The organism is Paenibacillus sp. FSL L8-0644 (genome assembly GCF_038008165.1).
GTDB lineage: Bacteria > Bacillota > Bacilli > Paenibacillales > Paenibacillaceae > Paenibacillus > Paenibacillus polymyxa_D.
The window spans coordinates 2,620,966-2,641,364 of record NZ_JBBOYN010000001.1 but is presented as its reverse complement, the minus strand read 5'-3'; the positions used below and the strand labels follow the sequence as shown (position 1 = coordinate 2,641,364).

16 protein-coding genes are annotated in these 20,399 nt (G+C 42.9%); 8 read left to right on the top strand and 8 right to left on the bottom strand.

All coding sequences use genetic code 11. The annotated features are described in order from the left end of the window. Window positions 1-857: 857 nt before the first annotated feature. Entirely contained in the window at window positions 858-1,739 is an 882-nt protein-coding gene (locus NSS94_RS11930; RefSeq protein WP_341039352.1) for a DNA-binding protein, read from the bottom strand. Between the two features lie 623 nt (window positions 1,740-2,362). Further along, the gene (locus NSS94_RS11925; protein WP_029515307.1) at window positions 2,363-2,857 is read right to left on the bottom strand and encodes a MerR family transcriptional regulator; all 495 of its coding nucleotides are present in this window, start codon (window positions 2,855-2,857) and stop codon (window positions 2,363-2,365) included. A 175-nt stretch (window positions 2,858-3,032) separates the two neighbouring features. On the opposite strand from NSS94_RS11925, the gene NSS94_RS11920 reads away from it, so the two are divergent. Beyond that, complete coding sequence (locus tag NSS94_RS11920; RefSeq protein WP_341039351.1) at window positions 3,033-3,884, top strand: aldo/keto reductase; 852 nt, start codon at window positions 3,033-3,035, stop codon at window positions 3,882-3,884. 596 nt (window positions 3,885-4,480) lie between these two features. Continuing rightward, on the top strand, window positions 4,481-4,765 hold the full coding sequence (locus NSS94_RS11915) for a helix-turn-helix domain-containing protein (protein ID WP_141695491.1): 285 nt from the start codon (window positions 4,481-4,483) through the stop codon (window positions 4,763-4,765). Between the two features lie 370 nt (window positions 4,766-5,135). Here NSS94_RS11915 and NSS94_RS11910 read toward each other — a convergent pair whose 3' ends face one another. Next, the gene (locus NSS94_RS11910; RefSeq protein ID WP_341039350.1) at window positions 5,136-5,786 is read right to left on the bottom strand and encodes an FMN-dependent NADH-azoreductase; all 651 of its coding nucleotides are present in this window, start codon (window positions 5,784-5,786) and stop codon (window positions 5,136-5,138) included. A gap of 475 nt (window positions 5,787-6,261) precedes the next feature. Beyond that, window positions 6,262-8,823 (bottom strand): NB-ARC domain-containing protein, encoded by a 2,562-nt coding sequence (locus NSS94_RS11905; protein ID WP_318628312.1) that lies wholly within the window; start codon window positions 8,821-8,823, stop codon window positions 6,262-6,264. 94 nt (window positions 8,824-8,917) lie between these two features. On the opposite strand from NSS94_RS11905, the gene NSS94_RS11900 reads away from it, so the two are divergent. The 6 genes from NSS94_RS11900 (at window position 8,918) to NSS94_RS11875 (ending at window position 14,907) form a co-directional block, all read left to right on the top strand. After that, window positions 8,918-9,301, top strand: a complete 384-nt coding sequence (locus NSS94_RS11900) for a tautomerase family protein (protein ID WP_341039349.1) — start codon at window positions 8,918-8,920, stop codon at window positions 9,299-9,301. 37 nt (window positions 9,302-9,338) lie between these two features. Then, entirely contained in the window at window positions 9,339-9,974 is a 636-nt protein-coding gene (locus NSS94_RS11895; protein ID WP_341039348.1) for an FMN-dependent NADH-azoreductase, read from the top strand. A gap of 111 nt (window positions 9,975-10,085) precedes the next feature. Beyond that, on the top strand, window positions 10,086-10,775 hold the full coding sequence (locus tag NSS94_RS11890; RefSeq protein WP_069011459.1) for a metal-dependent hydrolase: 690 nt from the start codon (window positions 10,086-10,088) through the stop codon (window positions 10,773-10,775). Window positions 10,776-10,958: 183 nt separating this feature from the next. Further along, window positions 10,959-12,575 carry a spore germination protein gene (locus NSS94_RS11885; protein WP_029515313.1) on the top strand — a complete coding sequence of 539 codons (1,617 nt, stop codon included), beginning with the start codon at window positions 10,959-10,961 and terminating at the stop codon, window positions 12,573-12,575. Window positions 12,576-12,584: 9 nt separating this feature from the next. Further along, a complete protein-coding gene (locus NSS94_RS11880) occupies window positions 12,585-13,787 on the top strand; it encodes a Ger(x)C family spore germination protein (RefSeq protein WP_165150641.1) in 1,203 nt (400 codons plus the stop codon). A 28-nt stretch (window positions 13,788-13,815) separates the two neighbouring features. After that, window positions 13,816-14,907, top strand: coding sequence for a GerAB/ArcD/ProY family transporter (locus NSS94_RS11875; protein WP_165150639.1), 1,092 nt, complete (start codon window positions 13,816-13,818; stop codon window positions 14,905-14,907). A 7-nt stretch (window positions 14,908-14,914) separates the two neighbouring features. Here NSS94_RS11875 and NSS94_RS11870 read toward each other — a convergent pair whose 3' ends face one another. The 4 genes from NSS94_RS11870 to NSS94_RS11855 form a co-directional block, all read right to left on the bottom strand. Continuing rightward, window positions 14,915-16,552, bottom strand: a complete 1,638-nt coding sequence (locus tag NSS94_RS11870) for a glycoside hydrolase family 13 protein (protein ID WP_341039347.1) — start codon at window positions 16,550-16,552, stop codon at window positions 14,915-14,917. Window positions 16,553-16,616: 64 nt separating this feature from the next. Beyond that, entirely contained in the window at window positions 16,617-17,510 is an 894-nt protein-coding gene (locus NSS94_RS11865) for a carbohydrate ABC transporter permease (protein ID WP_039274896.1), read from the bottom strand. A 13-nt stretch (window positions 17,511-17,523) separates the two neighbouring features. Further along, window positions 17,524-18,438: an ABC transporter permease gene (locus tag NSS94_RS11860; protein WP_029515318.1), complete on the bottom strand. Its 915-nt coding sequence runs from the start codon at window positions 18,436-18,438 to the stop codon at window positions 17,524-17,526. Window positions 18,439-18,500: 62 nt separating this feature from the next. Next, window positions 18,501-20,237, bottom strand: a complete 1,737-nt coding sequence (locus tag NSS94_RS11855; RefSeq protein ID WP_341039346.1) for a sugar ABC transporter substrate-binding protein — start codon at window positions 20,235-20,237, stop codon at window positions 18,501-18,503. Window positions 20,238-20,399: the final 162 nt, after the last annotated feature.

Genomic DNA, 20,399 nt, shown 5'->3' with positions numbered 1-20,399 from the left:
TTGTATCATGCTCGGGAGATTTTCTTCGAATTTTTTTAGGCTGCACTTAATTGGACAGTCCGATGACATCAGGATTAAGAAATTGTTAGACATTAGAAAACAACTTTATTGTACAAAGAACTATTGTATTTCAGCAAAACCTATGCTAGTCGCTCTAACGAAATTTGTGTATGTACGTCGTACCGACTACATCCATCATTGTATTAATGATTCATTAAACCGGTAAAAAAGCTTTCCATAGCCACCTTTTCGGGTGATTATAAAAAGCTAATCTGCTTTGGAGCGTCTATAACGATCGCTTAAAATTTCCCAGGAAACTGTTTGACAATGCCTTTTGTCAGGTCCGCTAGAACTAAATACTGAACGACACTTAACTTTTCATTATTTAGTATGCATGGGGTTAATTGATATTGAACCTATGACTGGAATAGGAATGGAGGGAATATTATCAGTAACGATTACTAGTCAGTGTTATCACGTTGAGCGCCCTCCATCGTTTTTATTGCAATGTAAAACGCCCAATGTAACCGATAGATTTGAATTGACGGCCGAGACATTAAGTCTTTGTGCTGCTGAAATGGCTTTATGAGGGCACGAAGCACCCCCTGCCTCGACACGTCTCTCCTCAATGATAGTGTTCTGTGAATTGAGGGGAAATCCTTCAGAAAAATCAGTAGATTTCTAGAAGATTGTTATGATTCTTTGGAACTATTCTGCCAAATTAAAACCCCTTCTTTGTAGAAGGGGTTTCAAATATACGAACCTAGCTATTCATGCCATGATTGTTAAGTTGTTGGAAGCTATTCATGCCGTGATTGTTAGGTTGGATCGTTGCTGCACCAGTAGGGATGATTACGTTACCTAACAGAAACAATACTACTGCCATCATACCTAATGCCTTTTTCATCTTTTAACACCCTTTCTAGGATAGTTTTGTTCAATACATTATATTCATTCAGCTGTTCTTTAGTTGCATGAACACTAAATGAAACAAATAATGCATTGATTTTTTTATATCCAGTATCATCCTTAAGTTTATCAGACATTCGCAATCCCTTGAGGGATATATTTAATGCATTGTAAATATTACCATTAGTAAAGTGGTAAAGGGACATAAGATATAAATGATCTATATAATAACGAATATTGGCTTCCGTTTCGTACTCTCCATCCAGAGCGTCCAAATTAGGTTCAAATTCTTTTAATGCCCAATCAACGTTACAGTTATGTTTTAAAGCTGACTCCAGTATCGTAATAATCCCCGGCAACAACTCTTCTTCCTCGGCATTGTGTATAAATTGCACATATTCAGGAAGCGTCTCCATATTACCTTCCAGCAAATTCAAAACATATGTATTGGCATTTGCAATCATCCTCAAATGTGTTACATCCTCCTTCCCCTCATCGTCCAATCCAGATATCCATCCCAATTCAGAGTACTTTTCAATACAATCCCTTGCTGCTGAGTAATCGCCCATCTTTTGCAATGCGATACCTTTCGCCACCATAGAATATCCAAAATAAAAAGCAACACTTCGTTTAAGTCTTTTAGTATCAATTCTCGGCTGCCCTTTTGCTTGTCTAAGTTGGTCTTCCTCATAGAATGCGTTGATTGAGTGGTGGAGTTTATCCGCAATATGTACCATAGCATCCCAACCATCTAGTGAAAACTCTGCTTGCAGCATTTCATACAAAAGGTTTATGTCACTTATTGATTCTAAAACTGCCGAGTTAAACATATAGCTGCCTCCTGATTACATTTTTAACCAATAGTATATTATAATTGGGCAATGGTCAATTACGTAGTTAAGTGAGCTATTCACAAGTTGAATCTTCTCTGAATTTTCTCATATGATGTGAGACACTGAATCGGCTTAGCCCAAGTATTTTTGCATACTGTGCCTGTTTAAGTCTTGGACGCAGTTCCATTAAATCTTTCAGTCTGCCCCTTGTTATTTCAGACTTACGTTTCTTTACATTCTAATCTCTGTAGTAGTCAATTCTACCGCTGGCGTGGGGTGCTGCCCTCCTTTTAATCATGTGTACATACGATGCATAGAAAGCTTTCCCGAAAGTGCGTTAGCTGATCGACTGATCCCGCAAAAAGGTAAATACATACATTGGGAAGATCAGTCCGAGAACTAAGTTACCCAGACGGTTCGACTCATGTTTGAAACAACGCTACCATTTTATGATCTTTTACGATGCGTTCAGTGCTGTTATTTAGTGTAAAAACAGAGGATTTGAACGAAGGCAATGGGTCCATTTGGCCTGCTGCCTTCTCGTTATGATTAAGTTATCGTCTCTCGTTAGTCCAATCTAGACTGTTCTGAATCTTGTTCATCCTAAGCCAACCAGGAATTTAAAACAGAGGATTTTCTTCGAGTGGTTGTGTCTCACGTAGATCTCTAGCCTTCCGAACAGAGGGCGAGTAAAAAACGTCACTATGCATATGCTGAATTTTATCCCAGTTGCCAGGATTGGTCGTGTCTGGAGAGCGGTGCTCCAGAATGGCCTGATATAGAGCCGTTTTTTGTTCCAAATGGGCAACGTGCTGTTTGGCTTCTTCGAGCTTAATGAGCGCCGCTTCCTTATGCTCCATCATGAGTGTGTAGCGTTGCGGAATGGTCGAATCCCCTTCGAGACAGAAATCGACGTACATTTTAATGACTTCAATCGGCATCCCGGATTGCTTGAGACATTTGACGCCATGCAACCAGTTGATCGATTCTTCGTCGAACATCCGAATGTTGTTTTGATTGCGCTGTACGCTTGGTACCAGGCCTTTATCCGTGTAAAAGCGTACAGCGTGCTCGGTGAGTCCCGTTATCTGGGCAGCTTCTTTGACTGTATGCATGTGGAATCCTCCTTGGAAAAATAAAAATTTTTGAAGATGGCTTGACTTCGTGTAACACGAAGGCGTTAGGCTTATTGTAATGCAAGTCGACCGTAAGCGGAAGCCCACTGAGGTGCCCGATTTCCGAGTTTTGCGGCCGTTTGCGTTTTACATTTGGACAATGGGAGGAAATACAATGCAAACCGTAACATTAAACAATGGTGTGAAAATGCCGATCATCGGCTTTGGTGTCTACCAAGTTCCAGATGCTGAAGAATGCGAGAACGCTGTATATGAAGCGCTGATGGCTGGTTACCGCCTGATCGACACCGCCTCCGGTTATTTGAATGAGGAAGCGGTCGGTCGTGCGATTAACCGCAGCGGCGTACCGCGTGAGCAGTTGTTCATCACGACCAAGCTCTGGGTTCAGGATGCCGGCTACGAGAGTACCAAGCACGCATTTGCCAAATCCTTGAAGAAGCTTCAACTCGACTATCTCGATCTGTACCTTATTCACCAGCCATTTGGCGATTACTACGGTGCATGGCGTGCGATGGAAGACCTGTACCGCGAAGGCAAGATTAGGGCGATCGGTGTCAGCAACTTCCTACCCGACCGCCTGATGGACCTCATCGTTCATAACGAAATCGTACCCGCCGTCAACCAGATCGAAACGCACCCGTTCTACCAGCAAACAGAGAGCGCAGCTTTTATGAAAGAGCACGGAGTTCAACACCAGTCGTGGGCCCCATTCGCTGAGGGACTTAACAACATGTTCAAAAACGAAGTGTTGCTCTCGATCGCAGAAAAATACAACAAGTCCGTCGCTCAGGTCGTATTGCGCTGGCTTGTTCAGCGTGAAGTCGTTGTAATTCCAAAATCGGTGAGAAAAGAGCGGATCGTCGAAAACTTTGACATTTTCGATTTTGAGTTGAGCGCGGATCATATCGAACAAATCTCGGCCCTCGATACGCGGGAAAGTCTTTTCTTATCGTATCGCGACCCGGAAGTCGCCAAGATGATGGGCAACTGGAGAATCGATCTGTAAACCTTGATCGAACCATAAACTTATCACTCGTTTATCCTCATCTATAAAGAAAGGGCAGAGCGGTTTAAAGTGAACCCTGTCCTTTCTTTACTTGAATTGACCCTTGGATTCGCTTTTCCGCTTTATAAGATGCCACCTTTCGCTTAATCATAATCCCCCCTATTAAAGCAATAATTCTAGTCTGTTTCTAATAGAAGATTTAGACTAATTTATTCAACGAGCATCTCTGTTAGCGCAATTCTCAGCTTGTGTTCGTAACTAGATATTTTCGGTTTTGTCAGTTGGAAGCTGGGACACACAAATATCTACGCGAAGTGCCGAGGATTCCAAGGGAATTTTCCAAGCTTGGTGCACGCTGTTTGAGTTTGGCTAAAATGTCATAGTACTGTCTAATTCCCGCATCCAGATTCCTGCGTGTCTCTGTGCAAATTGTTGGAAGGAGACAGGCGCCTTCCCAGTCACCCTCATTACAGTATCAGTACTTAGATCTTCCGCTCCTTCCTCGCGAATTTTACGGTCGAGTCCGGTCATGATCTCAGCATAATCCTTGCTTATCCCTGCTGCTAACCAGCTGCGGGTGAATTCATCATCTGATATTGATTAGTCAAATTGAGAAAGGAAATGCGATGCCCTCTTTTGAGATCATTAGCAAGCTTGCGGAGCGATTAAATTGCTCTATTACTTTTCTCTTAGAAGAAGTGGCCTCGGAAACCGTTTCTCCTCCTCCCTCCATTCCTACTCAATTGGTAAGGGCGGAACAATATCTTGAAAGCAATTTGTTAAATGAGTTTCTAAACATAATAAAGAGTATAGAAATCACAGAGGAAGAAGCTGATTTAAAAGCCCAACTCAATAACAAAAGCAAGCGCACAAAAAAATGAGTGAATTGTATATTCTTATAGCTGAAGCTTATTATCACCAAAAAGATTTTGAGACCGCTTCGTATTACTACAGGCAAGACCTCCCTGCTCAATAACAAAAAACCTCAGGGCTTCTTCCAGATGGATAAGGTCCCTGGGGTTTAACCATTATATTTCCACTTATGGCTCATAGCGCTCCATAATGATGACCGCATTGTGGCCGCCAAAACAAAGGAATTGCCTTAAGTATCAAGGATTGTAATAATGCAACTTATTTGGGTAACGTACATCAGGTGTAACAACAATACATTCCCCCATCATGGTCAAAAAAGAGAAAGAAAAACCAGAAAAAAATCCTGGAATTTTTCCGCTTTTTCTTTAGGCTGTCACATCAAAACGCTTTGGCTGCCAATATGGCTTGCCGGATTGCTGATTCCTTTATGCTCTGCGCTTGGTCCGGCTGCTCACTGATACCTTCAACAAAGATAGCCTGCACATCGTCAATGCCCAGTAAATTCATGATAGCTTTTACATAACTATGGCTGTACTCTACATCTTTGAACTTCCCATGGGAGAGAACCGTGCCGGAAGCCTGAATGTGCATCACTTTTTTGTCCTGCTGCGTCCCAATCAAACCGGACAAACCCCGCAGCCCATTATCGGCTCGCTTAATAGTTTTTCCCGGAACTATAACCGCGTCAATGTACGCTTTCAGAACCGACGGGAAAGAATAATTCCATACCGGATTGACAATGACGATTTTATCCGCAGTCATGAATTGGTCCGTAATCTCGCGCATTCGCACCGCTTTGACCTTCGATCCCTCGCTCAGTTCATCGAAAGAAAGACCACTTGGTGGCTGCCCCCAGCGTCTTAGAAGATCGGCGTCGATTTGCGGAAGATCCATGCGATACAGGTCCAAATGAATGACCTCATCTCCTGGATTGGCCTCCTGATAGGTTTCGATAAACTGTTTGCCGACTGATAGGCTGTATGTACCGTCTTTTAAAGGATGAGCGGTTACGTACAATACAGTTGCCATGATAAATCCACTCCTATGTTATGATTAAAATAATTGAGGATACAATGCTATTAATAGCAATTCTAGCTATGCTGTTCGTGGATATGAAAGAGCTTCCCCTACTCCATGACTTCCACTGTCTGGTAAACATTCAGCAGTGGAACTTTTTCGAGTCCTATTGAAAATCGCTGAATATTATCATTACTAACTCCCTTCTTAATGTAATCATTATAGTTACAGAAAAAAATGAGTGTCAAGAAGGATCATGAAATGCAGACACCAATTTTTTGACTTTTATTGGCCGTTCATAAACTGCATGCCCCACAGGAAGACCGCTTTTCTCAAAGATGTAAAACAAAAAGAAACCGTCTTGGTAAATGGAAGTGCGACCCACCATTTACGAAAGGAACGGTTTCTTTGTACTATCACCTTGTTCGTGTTGTCAATGAGGCTGTCCATCGTTTGGACGATCAGATTTTCAGGGAGGCTTGCACACCTAAGTTTCTAAAGAATATGCGAGAATCTGGTCTTTCGTTAGACTCTTTCCTTTGTTCCAAATATCGCGTATTTCCTGTTCAATTAAAACATGTTGAAGATCAAGAAGCACTGCATTATGCTCCACGGGAAAATTCGGAACGGCAGCACCTCCGAAGCTTTCGCGACATTTCTCAGCAGCACTCAGAAGGATGACCGCTTCTGGATAAGCCTTCTTTGCCCATAAAGCTATAGCCAACCCTTCTATTCCGCGAGAGAGAATCCATGTCCCTTTGTAAATTTGGCTGATCGCAATGCTATTTTTGAAGCATTCAATGGATTGATCGGTCTGCCCAAGTTTCAAGGCAGCATAACCGAGGCTTTCGTACGGACCGGATACTTCCCATTTATCCTGAACCGATTCGAAGAAGTACACGCTCTCTTTTAGAAGCATGGATGCTTCATGATACTCCTTTTGTTCCAGCTTTAGCTTTCCGTAAGCATGCAACGAAGCCGCCAAATTCCACATGTCCTTCGTTTTCCTGGCAATATCAACGCTCTCCTTAACGAGAGGCTCGGCATCTTTCAAAAGTAGCTGGTTGATATAAATAAATGCCATGAGACGAAGAGAAGAGGCTAATTGTGCAGAATGGTTCAGATCACGGGCGAGCTCAGCGCTGCGTGCAGCTGAAACCATGGCTTCTTCAACGTTTCCTTGAACCAATTGAATGACGCCCCGCCCATGCAATGCTTTGGCAAAATCTCCACCAGGCAGTTCTTTATGAACGGTACTTTCCAGAAAACGATTAAGCCAAAAAATCCCCTCCTTTAATCTGCCTTCATGAAGCCAGAACCAGTAAAGGTTTGAAACCATATGAAATCCAATTGAGTTGGTATGTGCATCATTCTGATAACACCATTGCATGGCTGAGCGCAGGTTTGCATATTCTTGTCTCACTTCATCAAGGCAGGCATCACGCTCTCGAGTCCTGAACTTGGCCTCGGCACGATTCAAAATTTGGCTGTAATATTGAGCATGACGTTCAAGAAGAACATGTCTGTTACGGCCGTCAGTTTCTTCCCGCATCTTCTCGCCAGCATATTCCTTAATGGCTTCCAGCATGAAATAACGGATGTAGCGGTAGTCATCACTGGTTTCGATTGAGACGAGTGACTTGTTGACCAGTCCGGATAACAGATCAAGCATATCTTCCCGAGCAAGTTTATCATCACGGGTGGGCAATGTGGGTTCGCAGCTACAGATCCGCTCCACTGCCTCCAACGTAAACCCTCCCGAAAATACACTGAGCCTTCTCAGAAGCAGTTGCTCCTTGCCGGTTAGTAGATCGTAGCTCCAATCGATTGTAGATTTCAGCGTTTTTTGCCGAGGCACAGCATTTCGTTTTCCAGCAGTCAATAATGTCAGCAGACTCGCCAGACGTTCTTCCATCTGTTCTAATGTCAACATACTCATTCTGGAAGCCGCAAGCTCAATGGCTAACGGAATCCCTTCTAATTTTTTGCATATGGCACCTACAAGCTGCAAGTTTGCCAGCGTGGGTTGAAGCTTAGGAGCAACCAAAAGCGCACGTTCCATAAACAGTTGCACGGCTTCAAATTCCTTGATTTCTTCTTCGGAAAGCACCTCCAGCGAATACTCCTCACCTGGAAAGGATAACGGGGGAATCCGATAGACGTATTCCCCCGAAATGTTCAAGGCTTCTCGGCTCGTGACCATGATGCTTAGTGTTGGCGCAGCCATCAGGAGTGATTCAGCTAAAGCCGCGCATGCATCAATGATGTGTTCGCAGTTGTCGAAAATAAACATCATTCTTTTCTCGGAGATTACATCTAATATGGTTTGGAGATCAGTTCGATTCCCTTGATTTTGCAGTCCCATAGTGGATAACAGATACTGGCCCAAAAAATGATGATCCTTTACGGCGCCGAATTCGAACATCCAAATACCGTCCGGATACGTTTCAGCAAGCGTTGAAGCGACTCGAACAGCAAGTGATGTTTTCCCTATCCCTCCGGGTCCTACGATTGACACAAGGGAATGGAACTTCAGCTGTTCTTTCAGGTCAGCCATGGATTGGTTTCTTCCTATAAAGAGAGAAGGAGGCTTCGGTAACTGACTTTGCCTTGCAAGTGAAACGGCTTGCGTGGCAACCCGACCTTCCTGCGCGGAACCTTCGAACGAAGCAACGGTTTCAAACCAAGTGACATCAAAATCCGGAAACTCCCGTTTTGTTGCAGAGCGCACTTCCGAAAAGCGTTTTACTGCAAGCCAAAGCTCCTCAGCCTCTTTCCGCTGGGCTCCCTCCAGGAAGAGTCCTTCCTCCAAAAAGACTTGAATCAAACGTTTGAGGCTGCCAACGCTGGGAAGACGATCTCCGTTCTCCCACTGTTGAACGGTTCGTGGATCGACGCCAACTTGCCTTGCCAAGTCAACTTGCCGTGTTCGTTTGGAAAGGTTATGTCTAGCGGGCCTGGAACGAATTTTTTTAATCCAATCATGGGGCCAATCTTTCAAAGATTTTTCGTCTTCCATCTTATCACCTGGCTTCAATAGTTTGAGCATCTCTGACACGAACTAACACGAACTCATGTACATTCGTGTTCTGGATTTTAACAGATAGAATAAAGCATATCAACAAAAAGAGGAGGTAATCTACATGCCTTTAACGCGTATCGTCACGTTGGAAGGACGTTCGAGCGAAGCTAAAGCCCGTATTAAAGAGGTCGTCTCGCAAACGATCGTGGACAAACTGCAAGTGCCTGAAAATGATCGTTTTTTGATTATCGAGGAACACAACCGAGAGAACTTCAACTTTGATCCAAACTGTCTGGACATTGAAAGAAGCGATGGATTTCTCATTGTTCAAATCATTTTGAATGTCGGCAAATCGTCTGAAGTAAAAAAAGAGTTCTATGCGGCATTAGCTGAACAACTGCATGAGCAGTGCAACATTAGAACCGAGGATGTTTTTATCAATTTAATTGAAGTCACGAAAGACAACTGGTCTTATGGCAACGGCATCGCCCCTTTTATTGTTTAAATCGTAATTTTATTTAAGAAGGAGAGAAAATATAATTATGTCGACTATTCTTTATATCACTGCGCATCCTGGTAATCCTGAAGCATCTTACAGCCTTTCCGTTGGCGAGCAATTTGTACAAGCCTATCAAGAAAGTCACCCAGAAGATAAGATTGTGCACGTAGATCTGTATCAACGAGACATTCCGCATATCGATGCAGATGTATTGGAGGCATGGGGCAAGCTTCAAACGGGAGCATCGTTTGATCAATTGACTGCCGCGCAGCAAGAAAAAATAACCCAACTGAATCATTTGCTCGAAGAGTTTGTCACTGCGGACAAGTACGTGTTCGTTACACCCATGTGGAACTTTTCTTACCCTCCGGTATTGAAGGCATACATTGATTCCTTTTGCGTCAGAGCCAAAACATTCAAATACACGGAGAATGGCCCCGTTGGACTGCTGCATAACAAAAAAGCATTCCACATTCAAGCTAGCGGCGGCATCTATTCGGAAGGTCCTGTGGCAGAACGCGAGAATGGAAGCCGTCATCTGAAGACTGTTTTGAATTTTGTCGGCGTAACAGACTTTGATAGCCTGTTTGTGGAAGGTCTGTCCACGGCGGGAGACCGCGCTCCCCAAATCAAAGCCGAAGCAATTGAAAAAGCGCGCAATGCTGCGAAGAATTTCTAAGAGTATGTTTCGATAGCGATTGGAGATTAGTCAATATCGTGGCAATGGTTTGTTACATCACATTAATCTGAATAAACCCGGCACCGCCGATTTGACCAAGGGGGAAGAAAAATGAAAGTATCTTATCATGGACATTCCGTTGTAAAAATCGAAACCCACGGCACAATTATTCTTATTGATCCTTTTATTACAGGCAACTCCAACACCGATCTGGAAGCAGCCGACGTGCAGGCTGATGTAATCCTTCTGACCCATGGCCACGGGGATCATGTTGGAGATACTGTGGAAATTGCAAAACGAAATGACGCGCTGGTAATCGCATCGGCAGAGCTAGCGGATGTTCTCAGTTGGCAAGGTGTACGAACCCACGCCATGAGCATTGGGGGAGCTTATCAATTCGAATTTGGAAAAGTGAAATTAACCCAGGCTTTTCATAGCTCAAGCCTCGTTAATCTGGAGACTAAAACAATCATCTATACGGGAATGCCTACAGGGATTCTGTTCACAGCAGAGGGCAGAACGATTTACCACGCAGGAGACACAGGTTTGTTCTACGATATGAAGGTGATTGGAGAACTCAGCAATATCGATTTGGCATTTCTGCCGATCGGAGACAACCATACTATGGGTCCAGAAGATGCTGCGCTGGCAACTGAATGGCTTCAAGCGAAACAAGTTGTGCCGATCCATTTCAATACGTTCCCTCATATCAAACAAGACCCTCACTACTTCGCCTCGCTTCTAAAGGAAGGGGTAGGGAAAGTGTTGGAACCGGGAGAAGGGCTCGAGTTGATTCCCTGACCTGCTAGTTGAATTTAGTTATTTCCAAAAAATCAAAAGCGGGCGCTCTCCTCTGTTGGACGGCGCCCGCTTTTGATTTTTTGGATTTTAATGGTTAACTTTGGAATCAACTGCTCTTAAGAAGTATATTTTAGGTCTTAGAGGATAAAATATGCTTTATCAATAAAGCAAGGGGGTTAACTTGTGTTGTTAGGTTGGTTTAGAAACGTTCTGAGACCTGAAAGAAGGCGTAGACAAGATAGTGAAAAGTCCAATCAGCAAACAACTGACCCCATTAATCCGTCATTGCCCCAAACTCTGTCTTTACTCAAATCGAAACTCGGACAAGGTCCTGATTTTATCATTCGTAATTTTTCCGAAAATCCTGCCCATGCCGGTCATCTCGCAGTATGTTATATCGAGGGATTAATTGATCAAAACTTACTTTCCGATTTAATGGAAGGTTTAATTACAGAAAAACTCTCTGAATCTTCCTCTAAGCTTGGTGAAAATAGCACGGTCTCTCTATTAAAGAAGACAATTCCAGCAGGAAATATTCAAATGATACATTCGCAAAATGAGGTATATCAAGCCATTCTCTCCGGGAATGCTGTCATTGTCATCAACGGAAACAACTATGCTTTGGCAGTTTCCATCGCAGGCGGAGTAAGACGGGCTATTCAGGAACCCAGTACTCAGACCGTAGTACGGGGTCCTAAAGAAGGATTTACAGAGGATGTCTCAACTAACATTACACTGATCAGAAGAAAATTGCGGACACCTGACCTTAAATTTGAAAGTCACGTTATTGGACGATATACACAAACTAAAGTCATATTAGCTTACATTGAAAATGTCGCTAATCCAGAAGTAATACGGGAAATTACAAAACGGCTTCAATCCATTGATACAGACAGCATACTTGAAAGTGGCTATATCGAAGAATTCATACAGGATGAACCACTTAGTCTCTTTCCCACCATGCTAAACTCAGAGCGTCCGGATACTGTCGCAGGTAGCCTTTTAGACGGACAAGTAGCTGTTCTGGTTGATGGGACGCCATTCGCTCTGATTGCACCTGTAACTTTCTTCAATTTCTTTCAAACGGCCGAAGACTACTACCAGAGATATGACATTTCAACTTTTTTAAGGGCTCTTCGTGTGGTATCTTTTCTAGTCTCATTGTTGCTTCCCTCTCTATTTATAGCCTTGACGACTTTCCAACAGGAAATGATCCCCACCACGCTGTTAATTACGCTGATGGCTCAACGGGAAGGAACTCCTTTTCCTGCATTAATTGAAGCATTAATGATGGAATTGATGTTTGAAGTGATTCGTGAAGCAGGTGTGCGAATGCCACGGGTCATCGGACCAGCCGTTTCCATTGTAGGAGCTCTGGTTATCGGGCAGGCAGCGGTGCAAGCCGGACTGGTCTCAGGTGCAATGGTTATCGTTGTTGCCTTCACTGCTATATCGAACTTTGTCATCCCGTATTTTGGTATGGCTTCAGCAGTCAGGTTGTTGCGTTTTGCACTTATGCTACTGGCGGGGGCTCTGGGCTTATTCGGTATTCTGATAGGAATTATCCCCCTTCTTGTTCATCTTGTATCTCTCAAATCATTCGGAGTTGATTATTTTGTGCCCTACAGCCCCACCTTTAAATCTAATATGAAGGACCTTATCATCAGAGCTCCGTGGTGGGCTATGAAAACCAGACCTAGCGAAAAATCAGGCCATAACCAGACAAGACAGGCAGCTCACCAATACCCTGCTAGTTCGGATGAAATCAAAAATAATGACAAGTCTGATACCCAAAAATAGGAGAGATCAATGGTGCGGCAATTAAGAGTTAGTTATGTTCTGTTTATTGCAGGGTTATTACTTACAGGGTGCGTAGATCGTACAGAATTGAACGAATTAGCCATCACAACAGCAACTGGAATTGATGGCCATAAGGGCGACTGGATCAATACCTATCAAATCATAATTCCATCAGCTATGACGACTGGATCAGGTGGTTCTTCCACCGGGGCATCGCAAAGCGCTGTACATACCTTTTCTACACATGGAAAAACATTGAGAGAAACCGTTACGAAGAGTAGCCTGGAATACCCGCGTAAACTATATTTTGCCCAAAATAATATACTCGTTATTGGAAAAAAAGCAGCAGAACAAGGCATTGAAGAGATTATTGATATTTACCTCCGCAACCTTGATTCACGAGAAACTGTAAAAGTATTCATTGCCAACGGAGAGGCTCGTGATTTTTTAAAAAAGCTTGTACCACCAGAGAAAATTCCTGGTCAAGCTTTAGAAAAGATTATAGAAAGAGATAGCAAATTAGGATCAATCTACCCCGCAATATCCATGTATGAATTTATTTCGAAAATTAGCTCCGATAGTGGCGCAGCCGGAGTTCCAGAAATATCTCTTGAGGGTTCAGAGCCGGAGAAACTAGACTCTGTTGATGTTTTCAAGGAAACCTCCGCCAAAAATAAACTCAAGTTATCGGGTTTAAGCATTTTTCAGAAAGACAAGAGAGTCGGCTTTCTAAATGAAAAGGAAAGTATGGGGGTTTCATGGTTAAACAACCAGATTAAAAACACTACTGTAAACTATGTAGATGGGAATGTTACGTCCGCTTTCCTCATCCGGAAAGCCAAGATTAAGGTTACGCCAATCAAGAATTTAAATCATTATTACCTAAACGTTGACGTTAAAGCTACCGGTGATCTTCTGTCAGCCTCTTCCCAAAGAGAAATGAAAAATATGCAAAGTACACATCAATTGCAGATGCAAGCAGCAGAAACGATCAAATTGCAAATTCAGGAAGGCTGGAAAGCCTTACAGCAAAAGAATATCGACCTTATCGGTATTGGAAATAAAATCCATCACAAGTATCCAAAAGACTGGAAAAAAATAAAAGAGACGTGGCCTGGAGAGTTAGCAAACATGGATATAAAAATAGATGTAAAAATGAAGCTTGCACGTCCAGGATTATTCGAAAAATCTTTTAACGAACTGTTGAAATAAGATAAACAGGGAGAGGTGAATTGAAGCCATGCGTCAAAATACAATCCGACTATCCGAGTTGATCATTTGTATGTCTTTATTTGAAGTTGGAAGTACAACTTTGTTTTTAATGGGGGCTGAAGCAAATCAAGATGCTTGGTTAGTCATGTTGATAGGAGCTTTAGCAGGACTACTTCTGCTAAAGCTCCATCTTGTTATTCACCATCAAGATCCTGAATTAGATTTGTTCATGTTGTTTCGCCGTTACACTGGGAAATATGTGGGCACACTCATCAATTTACTTTTTGTGCTGTATTTTACATATGAAGCTTCTCGGAACATACGCGATTTAGGCGAGGTGACAGTAATGACATTGCTCCGCCAAACCCCTTTGTGGATCATCATCTTGATCACAATCGTGGTTGTATCCAACACGGTTCGTTACGGCTACAAAGCATTTTTCTTATTTTGCTTGTTCCTTTTCCCTTTTTTTGTACTTGGATACGCCATAATTAGTATATTAATTCCGGCAACTGGTCTCTTTCACTTGGAAAATTCCCTTCCAGTTTTAGAGGAAGGATGGAAACCCATATTTAAAGCCGCTATTCCTGAGCTTATCTCCTTTCCATTCGGACAAACTGTGTTATTTCTTGTATTTTATCCGCTCGTACATAAAGGCCGGAATCTCACAAAACCCGTTTTCTTTGCCTATATAGTGACCGCACTTGCTCTAACATTTATTAATCAATTGGATATTTTTGTTCTCGGACCTAAGATCGCCGCTAATAGCACACTTCCACTTTTGGAAACCGTTCAGTTGATTGAATTAGCAGATCTGTTCGAACGAATGGATGCCCTTTTCACCTTGCTTCTTTTTCTTGGCTTGATCATCAAAATGTCTTTATTTTTTAACGGTGCAGTGATAGGACTTGAAAAAATAACTGGAGTCGGATTTAAAAAATGGATTCTTCCCCTTGCTGCACTTATTTATGGGCTTTCTTTTTTGTCGCCTAACTATACTCATCACATGGTAATCGGTCGGAAATTTGTTCTTAATTCCTGGTTTCCTATTTTTCAAATTCTCCTCCCTTTGTTACTATTTGTGGTTATTGTCATCAAAAAAAGAAATCTAAAAAGCTGAGACCTTTTCATTTATGGAGTGTATCGATAAGGTACATCCTCGCTTCATAAGGACGCATTTCTATTTCAGACATGTTATTTGGATAATTGGATATTAGCAACTGCTTAGTCTCTGCCAGCTCTTTCTGAAGTGGGAGATGGGTTGTGTATTTTTGAAAATTACATACTACAAGTAGTTTGGCTCCTTTCAGCGTTCGAGTGTAAGCGAACAAATCTTTATTCTCGGGATACATCAGCTCATAATCCCCATATATGATCACTTCATGATCTTTCCTTAATCGGATTAGTTTCCGATAATAATGGAATATGGATTCAGGGTTATTTAAACTTTCTTGTGCATGGATATCCTTATAATTCGGGTTTATTTTAATCCAAGGGTTCCCTAATGTAAAACCAGCGTTGTCGGAAGCGTCCCACTGCATTGGTGTTCGAGCGTTATCACGCCCCTTTGCAAAGACTGACTCCATAACTTTATCTTCAGGGTATCCTTTCTCAATTCTATCTTTGTAGAAATTTAGTAACTCAATATCCCGATAGTCTTCAATTGGATATTGAACATTCGTCATTCCTAATTCTTCCCCCTGATAAATGTATGGTGTGCCTCGCATGCCATGAAGAAGGGTTGCCAACATTTTAGCCGATTCTATCCTGTATTCTCCGTCATCTCCCCAACGAGAAACGATTCGGGGTAAGTCGTGATTATTCCAAAACAAACTGTTCCAGGCATCCCCCTTCAGCTCTGTCTGCCATTTAGACAACACTTTTTTTAATTCTAGAAAATCTGGAGGCTTAAGATCCCACTTCCCTTTCCCCTCTTGTTCGTCCAAACTAATATGTTCAAATTGAAATACCATTGAGAACTCACTGCCGTCCGGGTTGCTATACAATTTGGCGATCTCTGGCGTAGCGCCCCATGTTTCTCCAACCGTCAGCAGGTCTCCAGCTTTTTGAAACGTCTCCTTGCTGAGTTCCCTGATATACTTATGCAGATTCGGCCCGTTGCTGGTAATTTTCAAATCTGGCTCTTTTCCGATTAAGTCAATTACGTCAAGTCGAAAACCGCCTACACCCTTGCTTATCCACCAATTGATCATTTCGTAAATCTCTTGTCGGACTTTTGGGTTTTCCCAGTTGAGATCCGGCTGTTTTACAGAAAAAAGATGTAAATAATATTGCCCTATCTCGGGTACCCATTCCCAAGCTGAACCACCAAAGATGGAACCCAAATCGTTTGGTGGTATTCCTTCAACGCCATCTCTCCAGACATAATAGTCATGGTACGGATTTTCTTTGCTTTTTTTTGCTTCTTGAAACCAGGGATGCTCATCGGAAGTATGGTTTAACACCAAATCCATTATGATTCGAATGTCACGCTTCCCAGCTTCATCAATTAACATCCCCATATCATCCAAAGACCCGAACATCGGATCAATATCCCGATAGTCCGAAATATCATAACCAAAATCATCCTGAGGGGATTTACAAACTGGTGATAGCCAAATTGCACCGACACCAAGTTGCTGCAAATAGTCCAGACGGGAAACAATTCCTTTCAAATCGCCGATTCCATCACCATTACTATCTTGAAAGCTCCGTGGATATATCTGGTATACAACGATTTCTTTCCACCAATTTTTATTTTCCATTGTTCATTACAACCCTTCCAATACACAAATAGTATTTTTATCTTAAGCAAGTCACAGCATATAATTACTCTTTTACCGATCCTACAACAATTCCAGTCACAAAATATTTTTGAAGCAGCGGATAAATCAGCAGCAGCGGGATGACAGCGACTACGATTTTGGCCGCATTTAAATTTTTGTTTGAAATTTCAGTCAAGTTGCTGAGTTGTGCTGAGTTGGTGCCGGATTGAAGAAGTTCCGCAATGTTCACATTAAGGGACTGAATATAAGTCATTAGCGGATAATTGCTAACTTGGGTCATATAGATCAAACCGCTGAAGAAATCATTCCACGTTCCCACGATACTGAATAGTGCTACCGTCGCCAGCGCAGGGATGGACACGGGAACATACACTTTAAACAGGACCTGGAGCGGATTCGCCCCATCGATGAATGCTGCTTCTTCTAGCGCCTTAGGTACAGCAGAGAAGAAGTTCATGACAAGGATGACACTGAATATAGGGACCGCACCCGGCAGAACAAGCGACCAAATTGTATTAAGCATATCGAGGTTTTTGATCAGTAGATAACTCGGGATCATCCCGCCGCTGAACAGCATGGCAAAAATCATGACATTCATATAAATGTTTCTGCCTCTAAATTCCCTTTTCGACTTGGAGAGCGGGTATGCCATTAAAATAATAAGAATCATGTTGAGAATAAGTGTAAGCACAACACGTAGAACAGATATGCCAAAGGAACGCCAGAACTGAGCATCATCAATAATTTTCGTATACGCTGCTGTTGTAAAATTGACCGGTACGAGACCTACAGCATTAGCTGACACGGCCTCGCTGCTGCTGAATGAAATCGCAACGATATTCCATAAAGGAAGAAGGCAGATCAATGCCAGCAATATGACGATGGTATTGATGACAAACCGGCCAATTCGATCTTTTAGGCTTACAGAATACGGCATAGGCTTTGCCTCCTTAGAATATTTTTCGGTCGGTGTATTTCTTGGCCAAATGGTTGGCGGATAATAGCAAAACAATACCGATCACTGACTTAAACAGACCAACAGCCGTACCGAAGCTATACTGTCGCCCAACGAGTCCAATCCGATATACATAAGTATCCAGAATATCCCCCGATTCATAGACAACCGGATTATACAGATTATAAATTTGATCGAAGCCGGCACTCAAAATATTGGTCAGACTCATCACTCCCATGAGCAGGATAATAGGCAGCATACCTGGCAATGTAATATGCCATACTTTTCTCCACCAGCTGGCTCCATCCATTCCTGCCGCTTCATACAGACCCGGATCAATCGAAGTAATTGCAGCCAAATAGACGATGGAACTGTAACCGAACTCCTTCCACACGTCTGTCCCAATAATCAGCGGCTGGAACCAGGTGTTGCTGCCGAGAAAATTAATATTCTCCAGACCGAAAAAAGCCAAAATTTGATTCACTATTCCATCCAAACTGAACATGTTAACAACCACGGATGCTAGAACTACCCAGGATAAAAAGTGTGGCAAATAAACAATTGTCTGTACGGATTTTTTAACGAATTTGATGCGGATCTCATTTAACAAGATGGAAAAAATGATAGCCATCATTGTTCCCAATAGAATCTTGGCAATGGCAATCACCAACGTATTACTAAAAACCTGTGCGATGTCCGGCAGCTTAAACATATAAATAAAATGCTTCAGCCCTACAAATTTGGAGCCAAACATCCCCTTGGCTGGTATATAATCCTGAAACGCCGTAATGACACCGACCATCGGAACATAGCTGAATACCAGTAAAAATAAAATCCCCGGAAGCATCATCAAATGATACATGGCACCCGTGCCCAACCGACCTTTTGCTCTATCATTTCCCTGTTTCATGGATGGACCCCTTTCCTGAAGAAAGGCTGCTTATCGCAGCCCTTCTAGCAGTTCATGATTGTTTATTTTTCGGATGTAGCTTCGTCTTCAATTTCCTGAATTACCTGGTCACCACCTTGTTTCTTCCAATTGCTAACGAAAGTATCGAAGTAATCCAGAGATTCTGCACCAGTCACGATTTTGATGAAAGATTCCTGCTCCATCTTGGTCAGATTAGCCCATGTCTGTTTCATGCTTGGTGTAGTGCCAGAGAAGGCGGGTGTCATCCAAACGAATTTGTTTTCCCGTGTCAGTTTGTCGATGAGTCCCACTCCGTTGATACGCGAGTGATATTTCGCCCAGGATGTTACGTTATCCGTATCCATATCGCTCAAGTAGGTTTGAATACTTTTAATATTGTTCTTTGATTCTGTTGTCCGGACCTGATCCAAACTAATCTCCCCTTTAATTCCGCGAACAATGTCAGAGTAATCATCCAGCAGCGAGGTAGCCGAGTTGACTTCAATATTAAAAGGTCTGGTAGAACCGTCTACGCCGTTCTCTTGATACTTGGCGGCTTCTGGCATAGATGTTTCCACATTTTTATCATTTGCCAATTTATCGTAGAAAAGGTTTACTATTTTAACGGCGAGTTCCGGGTGTTCATATCCTTTTCTCACAACGATAAACTGATTAGCTGGATTGGCGTGTGCCACGTTTACCTTTCCGTCTGCATCCTCCAAAGTGTAAGCCGTGAATTTCGCATTCTTATCCATCTGCTTCACGCTGCTCAGACCCCAGTCAGGAATATGCCATGGTCCAAAAGCAATACCACTTTGGCCGTTGGTGTACAGTGCCGTAATATCATCAAATGTGCGTGTTCCAAATTGCGGGTCGATGAGGCCTCTCTTGAACCAATCTGCCATGACGCCTAACATCTGCTTGGTTTCCTTTGTTGTCGAGCCATAAATAATGCTGCCGTCCTTCCCCTTCATCCAGTATTGAGGGAATGCACCCTTGGTGGAGGCAACTCCCAGCATGGTATAGGCAGAAGCATTATAGTCACTTGTATTCAGGGTGTTCACAAAGGGAATACCTACCGGTTTCCCGGATTGGCCAGGATCTCTTTTCAGGAATTCCTCAGCCGTTTTCTCCACATCATCCAGCTTGATGGCCCCGTCTCCGTCTGCGTCAAGTTGGATTCCCAGTAGATCCAGCCAATCCTGACGAACCCAGACCATGGTTGGCGCGGAATCTAGGGAAGTAGCCGGAAGTCCCATTAAACGTCCATCTATCGTTGCACTGTCTAATGCACGGCCCTCATAAGAGTCGTAAATGTTCTTGATGTTATCTGTGGCATATTGTTTGTAAATTTCCGTCATATCTTCAATCAGATCATTATCAACCAGTTCTTTGAGTTCATCCTTGGAATCAACACGCATCATGTCAGGCAGTTCCCCAGAGGCGATGGCGAGAGAAACCTGACGGCTGTAATCTTCTCCGTTGGCTTCAAATTGGTCTTTAATCTTAGCGTTAAACGTTTCTTTAACTAGCCGAGTATACGCGTTGTTCTCATACGTATCTCCAGCCGGCAGTTTCGGGTTGGCTGTAGTTACACGACCCATCGTTACGGTTATTTCGTCTTTATAGGCACTGAATGGGTCTCCCGGTGTTGCCTCATACTTGCCCGCTTCCTCCGCAGTGGGAGGGTTGGAGGAGCCCCCACAGGCTGCAAGGGTTGAAATCACCAGGGCAGACATCGACAGCGCAGCCAGACGTCTCGTCAACAATTTGCTTTTTATGAACCATTTAGTTCTCATCACATTCGATTCCCCTTCGTTCTGAATATTTCTCTATCATTGTTGTTTGCGCTTTCATTATAAAGCTCGGAGAAGACAAATCGAGATAGGGATTGAACGTCTGTTTGGATAGAGGAATGTATGCGGTTTCATTTGGGATCAAAAAGCCAATGTTGGCTTGTA